Raw genomic sequence first — 23,362 nt, 5'->3', positions numbered from 1 at the left:
GCCCGCCGCGGGCCTTTCGGTTTCTTCGGTTTCTTCGGGTTCCTCGAGTTCTTCGAGAACGGGTGGCTGCCATGAGTCGTTCCTCCGGTTCCGAGTCCGGTACCGAGTCCGGTCCTGAGTCCGGCCCCGAGTCCGGTCCCGAAGTGATCGTCTGGGACACCACCTACGCCTGCCCCCTGCGCTGCTCGCACTGCTACTCGGAGTCGGGCCGCCGCCCGTCCCGGCAGCTGAGCCCGCCGGACATGCTCCGGGTCGCCGACGCCCTCGTCCCGCTCGGGCCGCGGGTCGTCGCCCTGTCCGGCGGCGAACCACTCATCGTCCAGGGCGTCTTCGAGGTGGCGGCGCGGCTGCGCGACGCAGGCGTGAGGATGTCCGTCAACACCAGCGGCTGGGTGATGAACCGGGCGCTCGCCGGGCGCCTCGCCGACCACTTCGACGAGGTCGTCGTCAGCCTCGACGGAGCGACGCCCGAGGTCCACGACCGCATCCGGGGCCGGGCCGGCTCCTTCGACCGCGTCATGGCCGCGCTGGCGCTGCTGGACGAGGTGGCGGAGGAGCGCCTGGCGACGGGGCGGAAACGGCTGGTCTTCGGCATCGACTGCGTGGTGATCCGCAGCAATTTCGGTCAGCTGGAGGACTTCGCCGCCGACATCGCCCACCGGTTCCCCCGGCTGCGCACCCTGGCCTTCAATTCGGCCGTCCCCGAAGGGCTCGCCAGCCGCCGGGAATTCTGCCGCCGCGAACTCCTCGACGACGCCCAGGTGGCCCGGCTGACCAGCGCGGAACAGCTGGCCCGGCTGCGCGAGCTCGCCCCCGCTTCGGTGTCGGTCTTCACCACGGACAACTTCAACCTCGCCATGACCCCCGAGCGGGTGGCGCGCCGCGTCGACACCCCGGTGATGCAGGTGGAGCCGGACGGCAGGGTGCGCGGGATCCCGGTCTACGAAGGGACGGTCGGCAGCCTCCTCGAAGAGCCCGCGGCGCTGCTGTGGGAGCGCACGCTGGACCGGCTGAAGGATCCCTTCGTCGTGGAGACCCTCTCCTCGGTGCACTCCATGCAGACCTGGGCGGAGGCCGTCCGGCGGATGGACCTCCGCTTCGGTTCCCCGGAGGACCTGGCGCGGATCCGCCGGCGCTCGGTCCGTACGAATCCCCCGGAATTCACCGCCGTTGCGCAATAGCCGGTGTTGTTTGACAGCTGCGCGTACGAGATACCCCGGACGGGATTCGCCCCGGCGTATCCCCGATTCCGCCTCCACGCCCGATGGAATTCCTCACCGCTACCGAACGGAGGGGCCGCCGTGATGAAACTCAAGGACTACGACCGCTTCTACCGGGCGGATCCGGACTTCTTCGAATCACCCGAGCGGCTCGACGACTCGGCGGAATGGCTGCCCGCCGCTCGCCGCACACCGCCGAAGGGCTGGGAGCGTACGGACGCGGGCTGGTGGGTGACCCTGCGGCCGCGGGCGGTGGAACCGCCCGCGCAGGGATGGCGGATCCACGTGTCCGTGACGCTGCCCCGCCTCGCGCGGGCGGCGGAGATCGTCCGTGGCTTCTGCCTGCGCCACGACATGCCCTTCGACGTCGTCCGCAGCGTGCCCGCCGCCCGGGCGCTGGGCGACGAACACGCGGACCGCCTCACCGGCGCCGACCTGATGACGCTCCACCCCGCCGACGAGGCCGCGCTCGCCGCTGCGCTCACGGAGCTCACCACCTTGCTGGAGACGCTGCCGGGCCCGTACGTCCTGGGCGGTCTGCGCCACCGGTCCGGCCCCCTCTACGTCCGCTACGGCTCTTCCGGAGCCCGCCGATGTCCCCAGGCCCTCGGCGACGGCCGGGCCTACGGTCCCGGCGACGAGCCCGCCTTGGTCCCCGCGCTGCAGCGCCCCGACGGGAGCCTCGTCCCCGAGAACCGCCGCCCGGTCTTCCGCTGCCCGGACTGGGTTCCCCTGCCCGGGATCCTCGGCCCGGACCTGGCGGCCCTGCACACCGCCCCCGACGGCCCCTTCCCCTACCGGGTGCGGAAGGCCCTGAACATCACCAACGGCGGCGGCACGTACCTGGCGACCGACAGCGTCACCGGCGCCACGGTCGTCCTGCGGGAGGCACGGCCCCACGCCGGACTGGACCTGCGCGGCGACGACGCCGTCACCCGTCTCACCCACGAGCGCGCCGTCCTCGCGCGGCTGGCAGGCCTGGACTGCGTGCCCCGCGCCCTCGGCCACCACGTCCACGCCGGGCACCACTTCCTCGCAGTGGAGCACGTCGAGGGCCGCACGCTGGCCGAAGCCGCGGCCGCCGGATTCCCTCTGACCTCGGACGAACGGGCCGCCAAAGAGGCACCCGGGTACGCCGCCTGGGCCTTGAAGACCGTGGACGGGATCGGCGGAGCCCTGCGCGCCCTCCACACCCGGGGCCTGCGCCTCGGCGAGCTCAACCCGAAGAACATCCTGCTCCGCGCCGACGGGCGCGTCGTCCTCGTCGACTTCGAGACCGCCACGGACCTCGCCGACGACAGGCCGTCGGCGCTGGGCGAGGAAGGGTTCACGGCGCCGCCCGGCCTGCGGGGCGCGGACGCGACGGCCTTCCTCCTCGACGCCCTGCGGCTGTGGCTCCTGCTGCCCGTCCCGTACCGCAGCCCGGCGACGCTGCGCGTCCTCACCGCGGCCGTGGACGAGCTGTACCCGCTGCCCGCGCGTTTCGGGGACGGACTGCTGACCGGGCTGCGGCCCGGCCTGCCGCCCCACAGCGCCGGACCGGTACGCGGCACCGGTCCGTTACGCGGGGACGACGCGGCCTCGGAGGACCACGCCGGGATGCTCGCCGCGGAGCGCCCCGACTGGCCGGCCGTCCGGGACTCCCTGGTCGCCGGCATCCACGCCATGGCCACGCCGGAGCGCGAGGACCGGCTCTTCCCCTGCACGCCGACCGGCCCGGACTCCCTGGGCGGCTACGCGTTCGACTACGGCGCGGCCGGGGTCCTCTACGCCCTGCACCGGGTGGGCGCGCAGGTGCCGGCCGAGTACGTCGCGTGGCTCGTGACCGCCGCCGAGCGCGACCCCGCACCCCGGCCGGGCCTGTACGACGGGCTGCACGGCGTCGCCCTGACCCTCGACCTGCTCGGCCACCGCGAGCAGGCCCTCGAAGTCCTCGCCCGCTGCCGCCCGCTCGACGCGCAGGCGGTCCGCCCCGACCTGGCGGGCGGCAAGGCGGGCATCGCCCTGAACCTGCTGCGGTTCGCGCGGGCCACCGGGGACGCGGCGTTGCACGAAAGCGCCTTGCGTACCGCCGAGGAGCCGGCCGCGCTCGTCACGGCCGGTCCGCTCGCAGCCCGGCGCGGCGTCCCCCCGCCCTGCGGCCTCCTGCACGGCGCGGCGGGCATCGCCCTGCTCTTCCTGCACCTGTACGAGGAGACCGGGAAGACGCGTCACCTCGATCTCGCCGACCGCGCGGTGGGCCTCGACGCCGACCGGTGCACCGTCCAGGGCGACGGCGCCCTCACCCTCTTCGACGGCACCCATCACCTGCCGTACCTGCACGGCGGGAGCAGCGGGCTCGCGTTCCCCCTGCAGGGCCTGCTCAGGCACCGGCCCGGGGGTGAGAGGGCCGCGACGCTCGCCGCCGTCCGGCACACCTGCCGGGCCCTCTACGTGCGCAACTCCGGGCTGCTGCGGGGACGGGCGGGCGCGATCGCCACGCTCGCGGCGCTGGACGGCCCTCTTCCCGGGAGCGGGGAGAGGGCCGGGAGCGGAGGGAGGGGCGGGGCCGGGGACGAGCCCGCGGTCCTCACCCAGATCCGCCGCCTGGCCTGGTACGCGCACTCCTACCGCGGGCACCTCGCGTTCCCGGGCTTCCGGATGCTGCGGCTTTCGGCGGACCTCGCCACCGGTTCGGCAGGCGTACTGCTCGCTCTGGGATCCGCGTTCGAGGGCAGCGGCCCCGCCCTGCCGTACCTCGACCCGCGGCCGCCGGCCCGACGAGCCGAAGAGCGGAGGTGATTCGGATGTCGGAGATCTTGGACCTGCAGGAGCTGGAGGAGGAGACCCCCTCCCAGTGGCCCTGCGCCAACAGCTCCCACAGCACCCTCGGCATGGGCTGACAGCCCGTGCACGGGTGTGCCGGATCCACACGATGCACCGCCCCGAGAGGAGGTGAAGCACATGTCGGAGGTCCTGGAACTGCAGGAGCTGGAGGAGGAGACCCCTTCCGCGTGGCCCTGCGCCAACAGCTACGAGAGCGCTCGCGGCGTCGCCTGACGCGTCGTTGCCCGTAAGGACTGCCGGCCGTGGGCTGCCCGCGGCCGGCAGGTCGTCACAAGGTCCCGCAGAAGTCCGGGACCCGCCGGAGTCCGCAAGGGAAGGTCACCATGCTCGCTCAGGGTCATCTCGTCGCGGACCCCTACTTCGTCGAGACGCTCGACCGCATCGAGGACGCCGCCGACCGCTTCGCCCGCGCGGCCGGCCCTCCGCCTCCGGGCTGGCAGCGTGCCGAGCGCGGCGGCTGGGTGAACATCCACCGGCCGGAGGCCCGGCTGCCCGGGCAGGGCTGGAAGATCCACGCCTCCGCCACGGCCGCCCGGGCGGAGCACGTGATCGACACGGTCTGGGACTACTGCACCGGGCGCGGCATCTGCTTCAAGTTCCTCCGGAGCGCCACCGTGTTCAAGCACGTCAACAGCAAGCAGGCGCCGCGCTCGGCCGGGGGCAAGCTCGTCACCGTCTACCCCGGCGGCGAGGAGGAGCTGGAGCGGACGCTGACGGACCTCTCGGCGCTGCTGCGCGGCGTCGAAGGCCCGTACGTCCTGAGCGACCTGCGCTGGGACGAAGGCCCGCTGTACGTGCGTTACGGCGGTTTCAGCCTCGCCTACTGCTTCTCGCCCGAGGGCGAATACGTGCCGGCGATGGAGGGGCCGGGAGGCGTCCTCGTGCCCGATGTGCGGGGTACGTCGTTCCGGGTGCCGCCGTGGGTGGAGGCGCCCGCCTTCCTGGGCGCCCGCATCCGGGCGGCCAAGGCGGGCACGCCCGGGGGCTTTCCGTACCGGGTGGAGAAGGCGCTGCACTTCTCGAACGGCGGTGGTGTGTACCGCGCCGTGGAGAAGGGTTCCGGCAGGCGGGTCGTCCTGCGGGAAGCGCGGCCGCACGCCGGTCTGGACGACAGCGGCCTGGACGCCGTGGCGCGCCTGGAGCGCGAGCACGCGGTGCTGCAGCGGCTGGCCGGCCTCGACTGCGTGCCCCGGGTGTACGCGCGGACGCGCCACTGGGAGCACCACTTCCTCGTGGAGGAGCTGGTCGAGGGCGAGACCCTGCAGGAGGCGGTCGGCAGGCGTCACCCGCTGTTCCAGCACGGCTCCGGCGAGGAGGAGGTCGCTTCGTACACGCGGTGGGCCTGCGACGTCCTCGGGCGGGTCGAGAAGGCCGTGGCCGAACTGCACGCGCGCGGCATCGTCTTCGGGGACCTGCAGCCCGGCAACGTCATCGTGCGCCCCGACGACAGCGTCTGCCTGGTCGACTTCGAGACGGCTTGCGAGACGGCTTCCGCGCAGGACGACGCCGGTCTCCGGCCCGTCCTGGGCACGCCCGGGTTCACCGCCGCGTGGGCCCGGTCGGGTCGCGCCGTCGACACGTACGCGCTCGCCGCCCTGACCCTCGCGCTGTTCTGCCCGCTGACGCCGCTGCTGCGCTTCGCCCGGGCGAAGTACGCGCAGCTGGCGGGCTGGGTGGAGGGGCGGTTCCCGGTGCCGCCCGGCTTCGGCGACCGGCTGCGCAGGGAGCTCGCGCCGCCGGCCTCCGTACGGATCGAGGACAAACCCTTCGCGGACAAACCCTTCGCGGACGCCGCACCGGACGACTCGCCCTGGCCTGAGGAGCGTACGGCCGACGGGCGGGCCGCTCTGGACTCCCTCCGCGAGGGCATCCTGCTCAGCGCGACGCCGGAGCGGGCGGACCGGCTGTTCCCCGGGGACGTGCGGCAGTTCGACGATCAGGGCGCGTCGCTGGCGTTCGGCGCGGCCGGGGTCCTGCACGCCCTGTACGTCACGGGGCGGGCGGACCACCCCGCGTTCGGCGACCACGTCGACTGGCTGGTGCGGGCCTGCGAGCGCACCCGCTGGCCGCGGCCCGGGCTGTACGACGGGCTGGCCGGAATCGCCTACGTCCTGGACGAGCTGGGCCGGCCCGGCGAAGCCCGTGAGGTGCTCGTGCGGCTGGGCGGGATCGGCCTCCAGGGGTGTGGTGCGGGCCTGTTCGGCGGTCTCGCCGGGATCGGGCTGACCCGCCTGCACTTCGGTGACGCGGACGAGGCGGCGCGGCTCGCCGACCGGCTCGCCCGCGCACTCGCGGGCCGTGAGCAGGTGGCGGGCAAGCCGGACGCCGTGGGCCTCACGCACGGCTGGTCGGGACCGGCGCTGCTGTTCACCGGGCTGTATGCGAGGACGGGCGAACAGGAGTGGCTGCGGCACGCGGAGAACGCGCTGGCCAGGGACCTCGGCCGCTGCGGTGCGCCGCGCGCGGGTCAGGTCCACGTCCGGGAGGGGCAGCGGTGGCTGTCGACCCTGGACCGCGGCAGCGCGGGCATCGCGCTCGCCCTGGACGCGTACCTGCAGCACCGCCCCGACGACCCGCACTTCGCGCTCCTCCGCGACCGCATGCGCGACGGCCTCGGCACCGAACTGCTCCTCTCCCCCGGCCTCCTGGACGGCCAGGCGGGGCTGCTGTACGGCCTCGCCCACCTTGCCGGCCCCGACTCCGCACTGGTCCCGCACCTGCGGAGTCTGGGCCTCCACTGCGTACGGTTCCAGGGCCGGCGGGCCTTCGCGCTCGACGGGCTGCTGCGACTGTCCATGGACCTCGCGACCGGCGCCGCGGGCGTCCTGCTGGCGGTGCACACCGCACTGGCCGGCGGCCCGGCACGGATGGCGCCCCCGCCCCTGCCGCTGCTCCCGCCGCCGTCGTCGCCACCGGCGCCGTGCGGGCGTCCGCCGGGGTCGGGGCCGTGAAGCCCCGGGCGGCCGGGCGGCCGGGGCCGCCCTCCGACAGCCTGCGCCGCAACCGGGACTTCCAGCTGCTGTGCGCCGGGCAGGGGCTGTCGATGCTGGGCTCGGGCGCCTCGGCCATCGCGCTGCCGCTGCTGGTCCTGCAGGCCACGCACTCGCCGTTGCACGTGGGGCTGGTGGAGGCGGTGTGGACCGGTGCGCTGGCGCTGGCCTGTCTGCCGGCGGGCCCGGTCGCCGACCGCTTCGACCGCCGTACGGTCCTGCTGGTCTGCGAGACCGGCCGGGCGGCGGCGAGTGCGGCCCTGGCGACCGCGGTCCTCACCGGCTTCTCGCCGCTGCCGGTCCTGCTGGCGGCGGGGGTGGTGCTGGGGTTCCTGACGGCGCCGTTCAACGCCGCGGTCCTGCCGGCGGTCCGGCAGGTCGTGCCGGAGAGCAGACTGGCCACCGCCCTGGCGGTCAACCAGGTACGGGGCCAGTTCGCGTTCCTGCTGGGGCCGGTGGTCGGCGGTGCGCTGTTCGAGGCGGGGGCGAGCTGGCCGTTCTGGCTGGACAGCGTCTCCTACGCGGTCTCCGCCGGATGCGTCGGCGCGCTGCGTACGCGGACGGGGCCGCCCCCGCCGGACGCCGGGCGCGAGGGCCTGTGGCGGTCGTTCACCGTGGGCATCGGCTTCCTGTGGAACGAGCGCCTGCTGCGCCGCCTGACCCTCGTCGCGTCGGCGCAGAACTTCGTCTTCGACGGGGTGTACCTGGCCATCGTCGTGATCAGCGCCCGGCAGGGAGCGTCGGGGCTGTCCGTCGGGATGCTCACGGCGACGTCGGCGGTGGGGGCGATGGCCGGGGTCGTCCTCGCCCCGCGCGTGGGCCGGCTCCTCTCCCCTTCCCGGGTCCTGTCCGCCACCGGCGTGCTGTGCGCGCTGCTCGTCGGCGCGATGGCCTGCACGGCGAGCGCGCCGGTCCTCGCCGTACTGCTGGCGGGGTGCACCCTGGCGGTTGCCGTCTCGGGTTCGGTGCTGACGGTCGCCCGCCTCGTGCGTACCCCGGCGCATCTGCAGGGCCGGGCGAACAGTGCCATCGGGCTGCTGTTCATGGCCGCTCCCCCGCTCGGCTCGTCCCTGACCGGTCTGTTCCTCGACGAACTGCCCGGCCACGTCCTCTTCCTGCTCTTCGGCGCGCTCCTGGCCGCGCTCGCCGCCGCCTCCCCGCGCGACGCCGCGCTCGGCACGGCGGACTCCCTGGACCGTTCGAACGGTGTAGGTCACACTCGGGCGCATGCGATGGACTGACATCCAGCAGATCGCGGCGCAACTCGCCGCGAAGCACCCGGAGCGCAAGCCGCTCGCCGTCGAATTCCCCGAGGTCCGCGACCTGGTGGTCGGGCTGGACGGCTTCGGCGACGACCCGGCCCGCTACAACGTCCGCATTCTGGAATCCATACAACTCGCGTGGAGCGACAGAAAGAGCTGATCCTCGCTGCCCCGTCCGCCCCTCCGTGAACGGTGGGGCGGCGGATGGGGCGCGCGCCGGGACAGTGGTCAGGGGTCGCGCGGCCCGGGCCGGCCGGGCCGCCGATACCACCTCTCCGGCGGAGGCGACGGCACCGAACCGGACATCGTAGGAAAACTCCGCGCCACATTCTTGTCGCGCACCTGTCAACTTTGAGCGCGAGCTGGCACCATCCTCTCGATTCACTCCTGCATCAACGGGCAGTCCGCCCTGGGATGTCCGATCCCTCGCCGGGCCGCGGCCCGGCGCCCCTGCTAGGAGACAGAGTTGAGACGCTTCACCACCCCCCGCAGCCACACCGTCCGCACCACCGCCCTCCTCGCCTCCGCCGCCCTGTGCGCAGTAGCCGTGCAGACCGGCGTGGCCGGTGCCCAGGCCGAGAGCGGCCCGAGCGCCATGGCGGTCCCGATGAGCCCCGACCAGCGGGCGTCCGAGATACGCGGCGCGCAGGACAACGCCGCCGCCACGGCCGGGAAGATCGGTCTCGGCGCCAAGGAGAAGCTGGTCGCCCGGGACGTCGTCAAGGACGCGGACGGCACCGTGCACACCCGCTACGAGCGCACCTACGCCGGGCTCCCCGTCCTCGGCGGCGACCTCGTCGTGCACCAGGAGTCGAGCGGCCGCACCTCCGTCACCAAGTCCACCGAAGCAGCCATCTCCCTCACCTCCACCGATGCGGCGCAGTCCGCGTCCGCGGCGGCGAGGACCGCCCTGTCGGCCGCCACCGCGGCGAACACCTCCAAGCCCTCGGCGGGCACGCCGCGCAAGGTCGTCTGGGCCTCCTCCGGCACACCGGTCCTCGCCTACGAGACGGTCGTCGAGGGCGTGCAGCGCGACGGCACGCCCAGCGAGCTGCACGTCATCACCGACGCCGCGACCGGAGCCGAGCTCTTCCGCCACGAGGCGATCGAGACGGGCACCGGCACCAGCCAGTACAGCGGGACCGTGCCGCTGACCACGACCAAGAGCGGCAGCAGCTACCAGCTCAACGACGGCGCGCGCGGCGGCCACAAGACCTACGACCTCAACCAGGGCACGTCCGGCACCGGCACGCTCTACTCCAACGCGACCGACACCTGGGCCGGCGGCCGACTCACCGCGGGCGTCGACGCCCACTACGGCGCGGCCGTGACCTGGGACTTCTACAAGAACGCCTTCGGCCGCAACGGCATCCGCAACGACGGCAAGGCCGCCTACTCCCGCGCCCACTACGGCAACGGCTACGTCAACGCGTTCTGGAGCGACGCCTGCTTCTGCATGACCTACGGCGACGGGACGGGCAACAAGAAGCCGCTCACCGCCATCGACGTCGCGGGCCACGAGATGACCCACGGCGTCACCGCCGCGACCGCGAAGCTGATCTACAGCGCCGAGTCCGGCGGGCTCAACGAGGCGACGTCGGACATCTTCGGCACCGCGGTGGAGTTCTCCGCCAACAACTCCTCGGACGTCGGCGACTACCTCATCGGCGAGAAGATCGACATCTTCGGCAACGGGAAGCCGCTGCGCTACATGGACAAGCCGTCCAAGGACGGCAACTCCGTCGACAGCTGGTACAGCGGCGTGGGCGGCAAGGACGTCCACTACTCCTCGGGCGTCGCCAACCACTTCTTCTACCTGCTGTCCGAGGGCAGCGGCGCGAAGACGATCAACGGCGTCCGGTACGACAGCCCGACGTCCGACGGCTCCAAGGTCACCGGAATCGGCCGGGACAAGGCCGCCAAGATCTGGTACAAGGCCCTGACCTCGTACATGACGTCCAACACCAACTACAAGGCCGCGCGGACCGCGACGCTGTCGGCCGCCGGTGCGCTGTACGGCACCACGAGCACCGAGTACAAGACCGTCGGAGCGGCCTGGAGCGCGGTCAACGTCAAGTAGACCCGCGTCCGTCCCGCTCGTTCCGGGGCCCGCCCACCTCCACGGGGCGGGCCCCGTTCCCCTGCCCGCACACCGTCCGGATCCCGCCATACACCCGCTTCACATGTGCCGAGAGAAAATGCCAAAACTCTCCCCTCACAGCACTCACATCGATTACCTTCCGTCGCAGCGAAGACGCCACTGGTAATCGGGCACGGGGGGCTGGAGAGGATCGTGTGACCGGTATCGACGGGTGCCTGGCCGAGGCCATGACCATCCCGGGCGCACGGGGCGCGAGCCTCGTGGACTGGACGAGCGGGCTCGCGCTGGGAGAGGCGGGCGAGGGTCCCGGGCGCGACCACGAGAGCGCGGCGGCCGACACCGCCGAGCTGGCCCGGCTCGCCTTCGAGAACAGCGCGTTCACCGCGGCGACCGCACGGACCGGGCCCGTGGAGGACCTGATCGTCACCGCGCGCGGCAGCTACCACCTCCTCCGCTTCGTGGAGACGGAGTTCGACAGCAGCGTCTGCCTCTACCTGTGGCTGGATCGCGACGAGGCGAATCTCGCCGTCGCCCTGTTCCGGCTCAAGGGCCTCGCCGAGCGGCTGGTCCTGGCGTGAGCGGCATACCTGCGGCGTCCATACCTGGGGTGTCCATACCTGGGGTGTCCATACCTGCGGCGTCCATGCCTGGGGCGTCACCCGCAGCGGCGTTACCCGTACCCGAGTTACCCGTATCGGAGTTACCCGCCTCCGCACCGGACCGGCCCGCCCCCGCCCCGGGCCGCCCCGCCCCCACGCTCGACCGGCTCGCCGCCGAAGGAGCGACCGGCGCCCTCCACGGCCGCGTCGGCGCGCTCTACCTCACCGACGGCGCCGTGGTGCACGCGGAGAGCCCGGTCGTGCCCGACATGGGGTGGCGGCTGACCGCCCGCGGCCGGCTGTCCCCGCAGGCCTGGGAGGAAGCGGTCGCGGAGGGCGGGCCCGGCTACCGGGCGGGCAGCCTGCTGGTGGAGCGCGGCCGACTCAGCCGCGGCGAGCTGGAACTGTGCCACCTGAGCGCGCTGTTCGACGCGGCCTACTTCGTCCTGTCCCCGCTCGACCGGTCCCAGCACGCGCCCGACCGCTTCCTCGGCGAGGCCCGGCACTGGCTGGGCCCCATCCGCCCCGTCCCCGTGCCCGTGCTCCAGCGGGAGGTCGGCCGCCGGCGGAGGCTGCTGGAGCGGGCCTGGCCCTGCCCGGAGGTGGATGCGGCGCCGGTGGTGCCCGTCGGCGACGGCGGCTGCGGCGGCCCGGGCCCGGCGAGCGGGCGGCAGGCGGTGCTCGCCGCGGCCGACGGCGTCCGTACGCCGCTGCAGATCGCGCGGGCGCTGGGGCGTTCGGCCTTCGCCACCCTCCTCGACGTGCGGCGGCTGGCGGCCGCCGGCCTGGTCCGCACGCCCCGCGCGGACGCTCCGGCCCTGCCGGGACCGCCGCCTCCCACCGCTCCGGAGATCTCCCTGCTGTACCGGATCCGCGACGCCCTGGAGGCCCTGTGACTCCCTGTCCGACCTGCACGACCGGGCCGTACGCCTGCCTGCACCTGCCGATCCCATGATGAGGCGCGCCTTCAGACAGCTCGCCGGAAGGAGACAGCCGATGACCGCCGCACCCGAGGTGCTCACCGAGCTCCAGGGGTTACGCGCCCGGGTCCCGCACCTGACCGGGGCGATGGTGGCCAGCACCGACGGGCTGGTGATCGCGCACCTGGTCACCGACATGGAGCCGGACGGCGTGGCCGCGCTGACGGCGGCGGCGCTCGGGGTGGGCGCGCGGCTGACGGACGCCGTGGGCCACGGCGGCTTCCGCGAACTGCTCGTCAGCGGCGAGCGCGGCTACGTGGCGACGTACGCGGCCGGGTCCTCCTGCGTGCTGACGCTCCTGGCCTCGGCCGAGGCCAACGTCGGCCGGCTGAACCTGGAGGCCCGCAGAGCCGGCGCCCGCATCGCCCCCTTGATCGACGGAGCCCTGGAGCGTCCGCGCCAGGCCCCCGCCCCGCCCGAGGCATCCCGCCTCGACGCACCCCGTCCCGATACGCCCCGTCCCGACAACCAGAGCGGAATCACCTCATGACGAACACCGAAACGGCCCTCAAGGACGCGATGAGCTCGATCGAGGGCGCCCTCGGCGTGGCCCTCGTCGACTACGGCAGCGGCATGGCGCTGGGCACCCTCGGCGGGTCGCAGTCCCTCGACCTCAACGTGGCCGCCGCGGGCAACACGGACGTGGTCCGGGCCAAGCTGCGGACGATGGAGATGCTCAACATCCAGGACGCCATCGAGGACATCCTCATCACGCTCGGCTCGCAGTACCACCTGATCCGGCTGCTGTCCGGCCGTGGCGGCAACGGCCTCTTCCTGTACCTGGTGCTGGACGCCCGGCGCGCCAACCTGGCGATGGCGCGCCACCAGCTCAAGCGGATCGAGGCGGAACTGGAGGTGTAGCAGCGGGGCCTAGCGGCGGTTGCCCGTCCCGTTGCGGTCCACGAGCGAGATGCGCTCCGCGATGTGCGACAGTGCGTTGTTGCCGTTGTCGATCATCGAGCCCTTGGTGCACTGCTGCTGCTCCTGCGACGTGAGCACCGGGATGTCCTGCAACCCGACGTTGATGAGCAGCAGGAGGGACTGCACGCCGAGCTTGCCGACGCCGATGCAGAGGTCGTTGAGCGTGTCCTGCACCGCGGTCGTCTGCGGGCTCATGTAACCGCCGGTGAGCGTTTCACCGGAGCCGGTTCGCGCGCCGTTGGCGTTGGCCACGTCCCGGCCGTCGCCGACGGCCGCCGCGGGTCCGGCGATCATGCCGACCGCCGAGGCCGTCAAGGCCGTTGCGGCCATCACCTTCTTGAGCACTTCCGCACCTTTCGCTCAGTCCGCGTTCCCGCAGGAGCGCGCACTGGGTAACTCCCCGATGCCGTAAATGTTCCGTCTTGTCACCCATTCGACCTCCGCCCGACCCGGGCCGCTTGCCTTCACGTTGCGTAGTCGACAAGATGCGGTGCGTCACCAACCGTGCGGGCTCGTCGGTGGAGCCCGGTCCGCCAGGAAAGGTCGTACGCGTGCATCCGGAGGGCTCAGAGGGTTCGGCGGAGAACGACCGGGCCGTGGCCGTCGTCGGGGCGGCCTGCCGTCTGCCCGGGGGCATCAGCGACCTAGCGGGGTTGTGGGAGGCCCTGGACCAGGGCCGGGACCTGGTCACCCGGGTGCCCGGGGACCGCTTCGAGACGGCCCGATTCGTGGACGAGTCGGCGCGGCGGCCGGGCAAGAGCTACACGGCGGCGGGCGGCTTCCTGGACGACATCGCGGGCTTCGACGCCGGCTACTTCGGCATCTCGCCCCGGGAAGCCGCGCAGATGGACCCCCAGCAGCGGATGCTCCTGGAGATGACGGCCGAGGCCCTCGACGACGCCGCGATCGACCCGGTCACGCTGGCCGGCTCGGACACCGCCGTGTACGTGGGGGTCTCCGACGCCTCCTACGGCGCACAGCAGATGCTGCGGATCGAGGGGGTCGACGCCTACACCATGGCGGGCGGCGCGGCGTCGATCGCGGCGAACCGGATCTCGTACGCCTTCGACCTGCGCGGCCCGAGCATGGCCGTCGACACCGCGTGCTCCTCGGCGCTCGTGGCGCTGGACCGCGCGTGCCGGACGCTGCGCGAGGGCACCAGCCGCACGGCCGTGTCCGCCGGCGTGAACGTGCTGCTCAGCCCCTACCCGTACGTCGGGTTCTCGCAGGCGTCGATGCTCTCGCCGCACGGCAGGTGCGCGTCGTTCTCCGCCGCGGCCGACGGCTACGTACGGGCCGAGGGCGGCGGGGTCGTCGTCCTGAAGCTGCTGCGCGACGCACTCGCCGACGGCGACCGCATCCACGGGGTGATCCTGGCGTCGGCGGCCAACAGCGACGGCAGGACGGCGGGGCTGGCGCTGCCGAACCCGCGGGCGCAGGAAGCCCTGTTGACGTCGGTGTACGAGCAGGCCGGCGTGGATCCCGACGACGTCGTCTACCTGGAGGCGCACGGCACCGGGACGCCCGCCGGGGATCCGGTCGAGTGCGAGGCCATCGGCCGGGCGCTGGGGACGCGCCGCCGCACGGGGGCGCTGCCGATCGGCTCGGTCAAGTCCAACCTGGGCCACCTCGAACCGGCTTCGGGGATGGCGGGGCTGTTCAAGGCGCTCCTGGTGCTCCGGCACGGCCGGATCCCCGCCTCCCTGCACGCCCTGCCCCTCAACCCGGGCATCGACTTCGAGGGCCTGGGGCTCGCCCCGGCCACGGAGGCCCGTCCGGTCGGCGAGGTGCAGGGGCGTCCGGTCGTGGGCGTCAACTCGTTCGGTTTCGGGGGCGCCAACGCCCACGCCGTCGTCGCGGCCGCGCCGGCTCCCGCGCGGCGCGCCCGGCATGCGGCCGGCGGGCCGCGCACGCTGCCGTTCGTGGTCTCCGCCCGTACGCCCGAGGCCCTCGCGCAGGCTGCGGCGCGGACCGCGGAGCGGCTGGGGCAGGCGGGGCCGGAGGAGTTCTACGACCTGGCCCACACCAGCTGCGCGCGGCGCGGCAAGCACCCCTACCGGGCGGCCGTTCTGGCGGACGGGGCGCAGGAGGCGGCGCAGGCCCTGGGGCGGCTGGCCCGCCGCTCGGCGCTGCCCCCGCAGCCGGCTCCGGCGGGCCCGGCCGTCGAGGCCGTCACCGGCGAGGCGGTGCAGGAGGGCAGGATCGCGTTCGCGTTCTCCGGCAACGGCTCCCAGTGGGCGGGCATGGGGGCCGACCTGCTCGCCGCGGAACCCGCCTTCCGCGCGGCCGTGGAAGCGGTGGACGAGGTGCTGGCCCCGCGGCTGGGCTGGTCGGTCGCGCGCGAGCTGGCGGAGCCCACACCCGGGCGCCTGGCGGCCACGGAGGTGGCCCAGCCGCTGCTGTTCACGCTGCAGACCGGCGTGGTGGCCGTGCTGCGCGCCCACGGCATCACGCCGTCGGCCGTCCTGGGCCACAGCGTCGGCGAGGTCGCGGCGGCCTACGCGGCCGGGGCGCTGACCCTCGACCAGGCGGCGTGGGTGATCGCCGAACGCAGCCGGGCCCAGGCGGCGGTGGCCGGTTGCGGGCGGATGGCGGCCGTCGGCATGTCCCGGGAGCAGGCCGCGGAGCTGCTGACCGGATATCCGGGGCTGGAGATCGCGGGGGTCAACACCCGGCGGGACGTCACGGTCGCCGGCCCCCGCAACCAGCTCTACCGGCTGCTGGGGGACCTGGCCGGGCAGGGCGTGGTCTGTGCCGAACTCGACCTGGACCACGCCTTCCACAGCGCCGCCATGGACCCGCTGCGCGCGCCCCTGCACGAGGCCCTCGCGGGCCTGAGCCCGTCCCCGGTGCGCGTGCCCCTGCTCTCCACGGTCACCGGCGAAGTGCTGGAGGGGCCCGAGCTGGACGCGGAGTACTGGTGGCGCAACGTCCGCGAACCGGTGCTGTTCGCGGACGCCGTCGAGCAGGCGCTCGGCCGCGGCGCCGACGTCTTCCTGGAGATCGGCCCCCAGCCGGTGCTGCAGAGCTACCTGCGGCGCATCACCGCCGCCCACGAGGCGCCCGGGTTGCGGGCGGTCACCCGTACCCTGCGCAAGGGTGACGACGGCGTGCGGGCGATGCGTACGGCGGTGGCCGCCCTGCTCGCGGCCGGCGCCGAGGCCGACTGGAGCGCGCGCTTCCCGCGCCCGGGGCTGGTGGCCTCGCTGCCCGCCTACCCATGGCAGCGCGAACGGCACTGGAGCGGCGGCCCAGAGTCGTGGGTGCGCAGCAGCGGGGACGGCCGTACGGAGCACCCGCTGCTGGGCGAGCGCATGCCGGCGCCGCTGCCGGTGTGGCACGGCGCGGTCGAGCCGGCCCGGCTGGCGTGGGTGGCCGACCACCGGCTGGGCGGGTCCGTCGTCATGCCCGCGACCGCTTATGTGGAGATGGCCCTGGCGGCGGGCCGCCGGGTGCTGGACACCGCGGTGGAGGCCGACCATCTCGAGTTCGTCCGGCCGCTGTTCGTGCCGTGGGGCGAGCCGGGCAGGGTGCACACGCAGGTGTCGTTCGACCCCGAGGACGGGGTGGTGCTGATCAGCAGCACGGACGACCAGGTCACGGCGCAGCGCAGGCACGCGCGCGGGCGGGTGCGCGCCCGGTGGGGGCGGCCCCCGGCGCCGGTGGACCTGGCCGCTGCCCGGGCCCGGTGCGGCCGCCGTGTCGGCGGCGAGGAGCACTACCGGCAGGTCGGCGAGGCCGGTCTCGGCTACGGCCCGTCCTTCCGGGTGCTCGGCGAACTGTGGGCGGGCGAGGGCGAGGTCGTCGCCTTCTACAGCGACCCCGGGCCGCTGGAGGGCCTCGACATCAGCCCGGCCCTGCTGGACGGGGCGGTGCAGACGGGGGCGCCCCTGCTGGACGATGAGGTCCTCGCGGGGCACACGTACCTGCCGGCGGCGATGGATGCGGTCCGCGTGTGGCGCAGCCCGGCGCCCAAGGGTGCGGTGCACCTGCGCGAGCGGGGCCGGACGGCGACCGAGGTGTGCTGGGACATCACCGTCACCGACGAGGACGGCACGGTCACGGTGGAGCTGAAGGGGTGCCGCATGCGGCGCCTGACCGGGGCGCGGCGGACGCCGGTGACCCGCCAGGAGACGGTGCTGCGCGCCGCCCCGCGCCCCGGCGCCCCGCTGGAGCCCGGGCCCGTGGCGGCCCCGCAGGAGATCGCCGAGCGGGCCGCGGGCCGGATCCTGGCCCTGCGCCGCGACTGGCGCTCGGCCGGCTACCCGCGCTTCGCCGCCCGGCTGCAGGAGGCGGCGGCCCACGCCTACGCCGCCGCGCTCGACGGCCTGCTGCCGGAGGGGGAGGGCTGGTTCACGGTGGGCGACCTGGTGGCGGGCGGGATGCTGCCCGGGCACCGGCAGGCGATGGAGCTGATGCTGACCGCCATGAAGCAGTACGGGCTGGCGCGGCAGGATCCCGACGGCCGCTGGCTGCGGGAGGCCGCGCCCGGGTGCGCGATCGGCATGCTGCGCGAGGCGCTGCGGGAGCAGCCGGCGTTCTCCACGGAACTGACGCTGGTCGTGCGCCAGTTCCTCCACCTCGGCGACGTCCTGCGGGGCGCGCGCGACCCGCAGGACCTGCTGGGGGTCGAGGGCGCCACGTCGTCCCTCGAACAGCTCTACGACGTGGCGCCGGTGCTGCGCTTCCACAACCGTGTCGCGCAGACCCTGGTGCGGGAGATCGTCGCAGGCCTGCCGGCCGACCGGCCGCTGCGGGTGCTGGAGATCGGCGCGGGCACCGGCGGGGCCACCGCGGCCCTGCTGCCCCTGCTGCCGGCCGACCGGACCCGCTACCTCTTCACGGACGTGTCGTCGTCGTTCTTCGCGCGGGCCCGGCAGCGCTTCGCCGCGTACGACTTCGTGGACTACCGCACCTTCGACGTCGACGCCGACCCCACGGGCCAGGATCTGCCCCGCGGCGGGTTCGACCTGGTGGTGGCGGCCAACTCCCTGCACACGAGCGCCGATCTGGAGGCGGCGGTGCGCCGGGTGGCGTCGCTGACCGCCCCGGGCGGCCTGCTGCTGATGCTGGAGAGCCACGACCCGCTGTTCCTGCTGCCCTTCTTCGGCACGCTGGAGAGCTTCTGGAACCGCACGGACAGCGGGCTGCGGCTCCGCTCGCCCCTGCTCGGCCGCGAGGAGTGGGCCGAGCTCCTCGCGCGGTGCGGATTCACCGGCACCGTACGGACCGGGGACGACGCCGAGCCGGCCTGCGAGGACTTCTCCGTCTTCCTGACCGCCCGCGCCGGCGGGCCGGTGCGGCCCGCGGCGCTTCCCGCCGCGGGCATCGGCACCGCCTGGGTCGTGGCGTCCGAGACCCCGGAGGAGGACGCGCTGGCGAGGACCACGGCGGGCCTCCTGCGGGCGGCCGACGCCGTCGAGGTGCACACCACCGTGGCCCGTGAGGACCCCGGCGCGTGGGCCCCGCTGCTGTCCCGGGAGACCGTGATCGTCCTGGTGCTGGCGCCCGCCGGCGCCGACGACCCGGGCGACGTGGTGGAGCGGGCGACCCGGCGCAGCGCGGTGCTGCGTGCCCTCGCGGTGGCGTGCGGGCGGCTGGCCGGCAGCGAGAGCGTCTCCCTGTGGCTGGTGACGCGGCCCTGCGGAGCCGTCCCGGAGCCCGGTTCGCCCGGGCCCGCTCCCGCGGACGCCGCCGCGTGGGGCATGGCGCAGTCCTTCGCCAACGAGCAGGCGTCGCTGACGACGCGCCGGCTCTCCCTGGCGCGCAGCGGCGACACGGCGGCCGACGCGGAGCGCCTCGCCCGGGAGCTCCTCGCCCCGTCGGAGGAGACCGAGGTCGTCCTGACGCGCGGCGGCGGCCGGTTCGTCCCGCGCGACCGGGACTTCCCCCGGCCCCTCGTCCCCTCCCCCACGGTCGACGCGTTCGCCCTGGAGGTCCGCGACCCCGGGCTGTCCTTCCGGCCGGTCTGGGTGGAGACGCAGCGGCCGGTGCCGGGCCCCGGGCAGGTCCTGGTCGCCGTGCGGGCGGCCGCGCTGAACTACCGCGACGTGGTCCTGGCCACCGGCGCCCTGGCCGGCGAGGACTCCGCCGACGGGCGCTTCGACGCGGTGTACGGGCTGGAGTGCGCCGGGACGGTCGCGGCCGTCGGGCCGGGCGTCACGGGGTTCGCCGTGGGCGAGCGGGTGTTCGCCAGCGGCTCGGACTGCCTGGCCTCGCACATGGTCACCTCCGCGGACGCCGTGGCCCGGATCCCCGACGGGACGGGCTTCGCCGAGGCGGCCACCTTGCCCGCGGTCTTCCTGACCGTCCACTACGGCCTGGGTTGGCAGGCCGGGTTGGCGGCCGGGGAGACCGTGCTCGTGCACGGCGGGGCGGGGGGCGTGGGACTCGCGGCCCTGCAGTACGCGCGGCTGCACGGCGCGAACGTCATCGCCACGGCCGGCAGCCCCGCCAAGCGCGACCTGCTGCGCGCCCTGGGCGTCGAGCACGTCCTGGACTCGCGCAGCCTGGCCTTCGCCGGGCGGGTGCGGGAGCTGACCGGCGGGCGCGGGGTCGACGTCGTCCTCAACTCCCTCGCGGGCGAGGCCGTCTCCCGCAGCCTGGAGCTGCTCCGGCCGGGCGGGCGCTTCGTCGAGCTCGGCAAGCGCGACATCCTGGAGAACAACCGGCTGCTGCTGCGCCCCTTCGAGCGCGATCTGGCGTTCTTCGGCGTCAACCTCCTCGCCCTGCTGGCCGACCCCGGGCGGGCGGCCTCCCTGTTCGCCGAGGTCACCGAGCGCGTCCGGGCGGGCGACTACCGGCCGCTGCCGCACACGGTCTTCCCCGCCGCCCGCGCCGAGGAGGCCTTCCGCCTCCTGCAGCACTCCCGGCACATCGGCAAGGTCGTCGTCTCCTTCGACCCGCTCGACGAACCCGCCCTGGTCGAACCCCGCTCCCGCGCCCCGCACCTCGACGCCGGCGCCACCTACCTCGTCACCGGAGGCCTCGGCGGCTACGGCGCGGCCACCGCGCACTGGCTCGCCGACCACGGCGCGCGCCACCTGGCCCTCGTCGGACGCAGGGGGCAACGCACCCCCGGCTGCGAGACCCTGCTCGCGGACCTGGAGCGGCGCGGGGTGCGCGCCGTGCCCCACGCGGCGGACGTCGCCGACCTGCCCTCCATGCGGCGCGTCGTGGAGGAGGTCGACGCGGGCGGGCACCGGCTGCGCGGCGTGGTGCACTGCGCCATGCACCTCGACGACGCCCCGCTGGAGGAGCTCACCGACGAACGGTTCCGCGCCGTGCTGGCCCCCAAGGCCGGGGGCGCGGCCGTGCTCGACGTGCTCACGCGCGGCCGGGAGGACCTGCAGCTGTTCCTGATGTTCTCCTCCGTCGCCGCACGCGTCGGCCAGGTCACCCAGGCCCCCTACGCCGCGGGCAACCTCTTCCTCGAAGCGCTGGTCCGCCGGCGCCGGCGCGACGGCGAGCCGGGCCTGGCCGTGGGGTGGGGCGCCCTCGGCGGCACCGGCTACGTGGCCCGCAACGGCCTCGCCCGCGCCCTGGAGAGCGGCGGCCTGGAGGCGCTCACCCCGCGCGAGGTGTTCGACGCGGCCGGCGTGCTGCTGAGCGACGGCACGGAGGTCGCAGGGGTGGGCCGTTACAACTGGGCGCGGCTGCGCGCCTGCCTGCCCTCGCTCGGCGCGCCCAGGTACCGGCAGCTGGTTCCCGAGCCCGACGAGGAGACCGGCCGCACCCACGAGGAGATCGTGCAGGCCCTGTTGTCGATGAGCCCCGCGGACGCCCTGCACGCGCTGGCCGGGAACCTCGTACGGATCCTGGCCGACATCCTCCACCTCGACCCCGGCCGCATCGACCCGGCCCGGCGGCTCGAGGACTACGGTGTGGACTCCCTCATGGCCGCCGAGCTCCTCGCCACGCTGCGGCGCCGCTTCGACGTCCAGGTGCCGCCCATGGAGCTCATGCGCAGCGGCGGCACGATCCTCGACATGGCGCGCATCGTCCAGCTGCGGCTGGGCCTGGGGACGGACCCGGCCGCCCCGCAGCCCGTGCCGGGAGCCGGGCCCGCGCCCCACCCCGGCGTGCCCTCGCAGCCCGGCCCGGCCGCGGACCCGGCGGGCCAGGCGCCGTGCTGACGTCCCTGGCCCGCTTCAGCGCCCGCCACCGCCGGCCCGTCCTCGCCCTGGCCGCGCTCGCCGCCGTGGCCTGCGCGCTGCTCGGGCACGGGGTGGCGGCCCGGCTGGCGAGCGGCGGCTGGACGGCGCCGGGCTCCCCCTCGGCCCGCGCCGAGGCCCTGCTGACGGACCGTTTCCACGCGGGCGCGCCCGATGTCGTGCTGCTGGCCCGCGCACCGGACTCGGTGGACGCGCCCACGGCCCGCGCGGCGGGCCTGGCCCTGGTCGGCCGCCTGTGCCACGAGCCGGGGGTGACCGGCGTCGACTCGTACTGGACCGGCCCGGTCTCCCGCGGCTCGTGCCCTGCGGCGGGCGGCGGCAGGGCGCCGGGTGGCGGCGCCGAAGTCGACGACGCCGCGCTGCGCTCGTACGACGCCCGCACCGCGCTCGTGACCGTGCGCCTGGACGGGGACGGGCGGGCCGGGCGGGCGACCGTCGAGCGCCTGCTGCCCGTCGCCACCACGCCGCAAGGTCCCCTGCGGGTCCGGGCGAGCGGGCACGCCGTCCTCGACCGCGCCCTGGAGCGCTACAGCGAGCGGGACCTGCTGCGCACCGAACTGATCGCCCTCCCCGCCACGTTGCTGCTGCTCGTGTTCGTCTTCGGGAGCGTGGCCGCGGCCTGCCTGCCGCTCGCGGTGGGCGCGGTCGCGGTGGCCGGCACCCTGGCGGTGCTGCGCGGCCTGACCGCCGTGACCGAGGTGTCGACGTTCGCCCTGAACCTCACCGGCGCGGTCGGGCTCGCGCTCTCCGTCGACTACAGCCTCTACCTGGTGGCGCGCTACCGCGAGGAGATCGCCTCCGGGAGCCCGCCGGAGGACGCCTTGGCGGGTGCGGTCCGGTCGGCCGGGCGGATCGTCGTCGTCTCGGCGGCGGCCGTGGCCCTGTGCCTGCTCGGCCTGCTGGCGTTCCCGCTGTACTTCCTGCGGTCGATGGCCTACGCCGGGGTCAGCGTGGTGCTGCTCGCGGCGCTCGCCGCCCTGGTGCTCGTCCCCGCGGCGCTGGCCTGCTTCCCCCGGGCGATCGGCCGGGGCGACCTGTTCGCGCGCTGGCGCAGGGCGCCGGGCCGCGCCGGAGCCGGGTGGCGGCGGCTGGCCCTGCGCGCGATGCGCCGCCCGCTGCTCGTCACGGCGCTCGCCACGGGGGTGCTGCTCGTCCTCGCGCTCCCCTTCCGCCAGGTGGTCTTCGGCTTCAGCGACGACCGGGTCCTGCCCCGCGACGCCCCTGAGGTGCAGGCGACGCAGGCCCTGCGGGAAGGCTTCCCCCAGCTGCGCAACCCCGTCGAGGTGGCCCTCCCCGGGTGGCGGCCCGACCGTCCCGGCCGCATCACGGAGCTGGACGCGTACGCGAGGCGGCTGTCGGCCCTCCCCGGCGTCCTGGGCGTGCGGACCGCGACCGGCTCGTACGTGCTCGGCAAGGACGCCCCTCTGGCCTGCCCGGCCGAGGCCTCCCCCGCGCGCGGCACGCTGCCGGGCTGCCCGGCCCTGCGGCACTTCACCTCGCCGGCGGGCACCTGGCTGGCGGTCAGCGGCGAGGCGGACCCGTACGCCCCCGCGTCCACCGCCCTCATCACCCGGCTGCAGGAGGCCCGGGCACCGGCGCCGCCGCTCGTCGGCGGCCCCACGGCCCAGTTCCGGGACGCCCGGAACACCCTCGCGCAGCGGCTGCCGTGGGCGCTGGGGGCGATGGCCGTCGCCACGTTCGTGCTCCTCCTGGCCTTCACCCGGAGCGTGTTCCTGCCCCTGAAGGCACTCGCGCTCAACCTGCTCAGCCTGACCGCGACCTTCGGCGCGATGGTGTTCATCTTTCAGCAGGGCCATATGAAATGGCTGGTGGGGGACTTCACGGCCACGGGCACGGTCAGCGTCGTCATGCCCGTCGTCGCCTTCTGCCTGGCCTTCGGGCTGTCCCTGGACTACGAGATCCTGCTGCTGGCCCGCATCGGCGAGGCGCACGCCCGCACCGGCGACACCGTGCGGGCGACCGCCGCCGGACTCCAGGCGGCGGCGCCGCTGTTCACCGCATCCGCCGCGCTCGTCCTGACGGTGCTGCTCGCCCTGGCGACGGCCGAGGTCGCGCTCATGAAGCTCCTCGCCGTCACGACCGCCCTGTCGGTCGTGCTCGACGCCGCGGTCATCCGCCCGCTCCTGGTGCCCGCGGTGATGCGGCTGGCGGGCCGCGCCAACTGGTGGCTGCCGGCACTGCCCCGGCGCGGCGCGCGCACCGTCCTGCCGCAGCCTTCGTCTTCGCCTTCGCCCGAAACGGTCGAGCCCACCCACCCGGGGTAGCGGC

13 protein-coding genes are annotated in these 23,362 nt (G+C 74.8%); 12 read left to right on the top strand and 1 reads right to left on the bottom strand.

The features are described 5' to 3' along the window. Positions 1–71: 71 nt before the first annotated feature. From AS857_RS12495 to AS857_RS12450, 10 genes are all read left to right on the top strand, one after another. Positions 72–1,181, top strand: a complete 1,110-nt coding sequence (locus AS857_RS12495) for a radical SAM protein (protein ID WP_079110274.1) — start codon at positions 72–74, stop codon at positions 1,179–1,181. Positions 1,182–1,304: 123 nt separating this feature from the next. Next, positions 1,305–4,001 carry a class III lanthionine synthetase LanKC gene (lanKC, locus tag AS857_RS12490; RefSeq protein ID WP_058043177.1) on the top strand — a complete coding sequence of 899 codons (2,697 nt, stop codon included), beginning with the start codon at positions 1,305–1,307 and terminating at the stop codon, positions 3,999–4,001. 368 nt (positions 4,002–4,369) lie between these two features. Then, complete coding sequence (lanKC, locus tag AS857_RS12485; RefSeq protein WP_058043176.1) at positions 4,370–6,997, top strand: class III lanthionine synthetase LanKC; 2,628 nt, start codon at positions 4,370–4,372, stop codon at positions 6,995–6,997. Next, the gene (locus tag AS857_RS12480) at positions 6,994–8,277 is read left to right on the top strand and encodes an MFS transporter (RefSeq protein ID WP_144440792.1); all 1,284 of its coding nucleotides are present in this window, start codon (positions 6,994–6,996) and stop codon (positions 8,275–8,277) included. Before lanKC (AS857_RS12485) ends, AS857_RS12480 begins: the two co-directional genes overlap by 4 nt. Then, positions 8,264–8,458 carry a Fe-S cluster assembly protein IscX gene (gene iscX / locus AS857_RS12475; RefSeq protein ID WP_058043174.1) on the top strand — a complete coding sequence of 65 codons (195 nt, stop codon included), beginning with the start codon at positions 8,264–8,266 and terminating at the stop codon, positions 8,456–8,458. Before AS857_RS12480 ends, iscX begins: the two co-directional genes overlap by 14 nt. A gap of 306 nt (positions 8,459–8,764) precedes the next feature. Beyond that, positions 8,765–10,378 carry a M4 family metallopeptidase gene (locus AS857_RS12470; protein WP_058043173.1) on the top strand — a complete coding sequence of 538 codons (1,614 nt, stop codon included), beginning with the start codon at positions 8,765–8,767 and terminating at the stop codon, positions 10,376–10,378. Positions 10,379–10,593: 215 nt separating this feature from the next. Then, the gene (locus tag AS857_RS12465; protein ID WP_058043172.1) at positions 10,594–10,977 is read left to right on the top strand and encodes a roadblock/LC7 domain-containing protein; all 384 of its coding nucleotides are present in this window, start codon (positions 10,594–10,596) and stop codon (positions 10,975–10,977) included. 65 nt (positions 10,978–11,042) lie between these two features. Continuing rightward, positions 11,043–11,894 carry a hypothetical protein gene (locus tag AS857_RS12460; RefSeq protein WP_058043171.1) on the top strand — a complete coding sequence of 284 codons (852 nt, stop codon included), beginning with the start codon at positions 11,043–11,045 and terminating at the stop codon, positions 11,892–11,894. Positions 11,895–11,994: 100 nt separating this feature from the next. Further along, a complete protein-coding gene (locus AS857_RS12455) occupies positions 11,995–12,468 on the top strand; it encodes a roadblock/LC7 domain-containing protein (RefSeq protein WP_058043170.1) in 474 nt (157 codons plus the stop codon). Then, a complete protein-coding gene (locus AS857_RS12450; RefSeq protein WP_058043169.1) occupies positions 12,465–12,839 on the top strand; it encodes a hypothetical protein in 375 nt (124 codons plus the stop codon). The genes AS857_RS12455 and AS857_RS12450 overlap by 4 nt, the downstream gene beginning before the upstream one ends. 9 nt (positions 12,840–12,848) lie before the next feature. Here AS857_RS12450 and AS857_RS39925 read toward each other — a convergent pair whose 3' ends face one another. Continuing rightward, on the bottom strand, positions 12,849–13,244 hold the full coding sequence (locus AS857_RS39925; RefSeq protein WP_063804237.1) for a rodlin: 396 nt from the start codon (positions 13,242–13,244) through the stop codon (positions 12,849–12,851). Between the two features lie 206 nt (positions 13,245–13,450). Between AS857_RS39925 and AS857_RS12440 the strand changes: the two genes are divergently transcribed. Both AS857_RS12440 and AS857_RS12435 read left to right on the top strand, forming a co-directional pair. Continuing rightward, positions 13,451–21,034 (top strand): type I polyketide synthase, encoded by a 7,584-nt coding sequence (locus AS857_RS12440; protein WP_063804236.1) that lies wholly within the window; start codon positions 13,451–13,453, stop codon positions 21,032–21,034. Next, positions 21,028–23,358: an MMPL family transporter gene (locus tag AS857_RS12435; protein WP_058043168.1), complete on the top strand. Its 2,331-nt coding sequence runs from the start codon at positions 21,028–21,030 to the stop codon at positions 23,356–23,358. The genes AS857_RS12440 and AS857_RS12435 overlap by 7 nt, the downstream gene beginning before the upstream one ends. Positions 23,359–23,362 lie beyond the last annotated feature (4 nt).

This window comes from Streptomyces roseifaciens, from assembly GCF_001445655.1.
Taxonomy (GTDB): Bacteria; Actinomycetota; Actinomycetes; order Streptomycetales; family Streptomycetaceae; genus Streptomyces; species Streptomyces aureoversilis.
The sequence above is the reverse complement of the archived record's forward strand: the minus strand, read 5'-3'. Positions and strand labels throughout refer to the sequence as shown.